The 1,754-nt window shown below is 74.7% G+C and carries 2 protein-coding genes; both read right to left on the bottom strand.

The window, feature by feature from the left end:
- On the bottom strand, positions 1-905 hold a 905-nt coding region (locus MFF42_RS25770; RefSeq protein ID WP_238258807.1), incomplete at its 3' end, for an aminopeptidase P family N-terminal domain-containing protein.
- Between the two features lie 41 nt (positions 906-946).
- On the bottom strand, positions 947-1,754 hold an 808-nt coding region (locus MFF42_RS25765; protein ID WP_238258806.1), incomplete at its 5' end, for a 50S ribosomal protein L11 methyltransferase.

The following is a 1,754-nucleotide window of genomic DNA, read 5'->3' as shown; positions in this document are numbered from 1 at the left end:
CAGCCCGCCCGCGCCGCCTGGGTGCCCGCCGCCGCCCCCGTCGCCGCATCGAGCCGCACCCGCGCGGCCTTCGTGCACAGGCCGGCCAGATCCTCGGCGAAGGCGACCCGCGGGCGGAGGTCGGCCAGCGGCTCCAGGGCAGCGCGCAGGTCGGGATCGATCGCCTGCGAGGTGAGGTAGAGGGCGGCCCGCCCCTCGCGGGGGACGAGCGCGTAGCCGAGCGCCAGCGGCGTGTGCGGGATGTCGGCCCCGCGCAGGTTGAACGCCCAGGCGAGGTTGTGCGGATCGGAGACGACGAGGAGGTCGATCCCGCCCTCGGCCAGGGCGGCGCGGATCCGAGCAAGCTTCTCGGGCACCGTCTCGCCGGCCAGAGCGTCGGGATGGGCCGCGACGCGGCCCGCCGGCGGCCGGGGCCGGCCGGCCCAGACCGCGTCCACGAGGTTGTCCGGCACGGCGCGGAGCGACGCCCCCGCCTTCAGGGCGGCGCGTTCCAGGCGGGCGACGCCGTCGGGCGTGTGGAGCCAGGGGGCGTAGGCGAGGACCTGGCCCGGCTTCAGATGGGTGCCGAGCCACGCCTCCGGCGTCGACTCGGCGAGCGGCACCACGGTGATCGTCCCGGTCTCGACCTGCTCCGGCGCCTGGAGGGTGTAGCGGCCATCGACGAACAGGGCGGCCTCGTCGGCGAGCACGATCGCCAAACCGGCCGAGCCGGTGAAGCCGGTGAGCCAAGCGAGCCGCTCGGCGTTGGCGGGCACGTACTCGGATTGGTGCTCGTCGGCCCGCGGCACGACGAAGCCGTCGGCGCGGATCTCCCGCAGGGCGGCGCGCAGGGCCTCGATCCGCTCGGGCCCCTTGGCGTGGCTCGGATCGTCGAAGGTCTGGAAGCGGGGAGGGGAGGTCGTCATGGCGGAAACCTACCGCGTCGAACGCCCCCGCGACACCCGTCTCAGCGCGGACGCGCCGCCGCCCCGCCCCGGCGCAGCACCAGCGTCGCCCATCCCTCGATCACGCCGGAGCGGGCGAGATGGAAGCCGCGGTGGCGGTAGGTCGAGAGCACGCCCGGCACGTCGCGCTCGATCAGGCCGGAGAGGATCAGCACGCCGTCATCGGCCACCACGGCCGTGAGCGAGGGCGCGAGCCGCTTGAGCGGGCGGGCCAGGATGTTGGCGAACACCACGTCGAAACCGCGGGGACGGTTCGCCAGCGCGTGGCGCACGCCCGGCGCGTGGTAGAGGCGCAGATACGGTCCGAGCCCGTTGAGGCGGGCATTGCCGCGGGCGGTCGTCACCGCCTCCGGGTCGAGGTCGCCGGCGATCACGGGCGTATGCAGCGCCTTGGCGGCGGCGAAGCCCAAAATCCCGGTGCCGGTGCCGACATCGAGGACGCGGGCCGGGCGCCGCCGCTTCAGTTCGTCCACCAGCGCCCGCAGGCAGCCCAGCGTGGTGCCGTGGTGGCCGGTGCCGAAGGCGAGCGCCGCCTCGATCTCGATGGCGAGGTCGTTGGCCCGCACATGATGCCGGTCGTGGCCGCCATGGACGAGGAAACGGCCGGCGCGGACGGGCTTCAGCCCCTCCAGCGAGGCGCGCACCCAATCCTGCTGATCGATGGTCTCGAAGGCGGCCTCGTCGGCCTGCGCGCCGACGACCGGCCGGATCAGGTCGCGGATCATCTCCGCGTCGGGCTCCTCCGAGAAGTAGGCTTCGAGCCGCCACGCGCCGGTCTCCTCGACCTCGAAGGCGGCGACCGCCGTCTCC

Origin of the sequence: Methylorubrum podarium (genome assembly GCF_022179745.1) — a bacterium.
GTDB lineage: Bacteria > Pseudomonadota > Alphaproteobacteria > Rhizobiales > Beijerinckiaceae > Methylobacterium > Methylobacterium podarium.
This window is presented reverse-complemented; position numbering and strand designations above follow the sequence as displayed.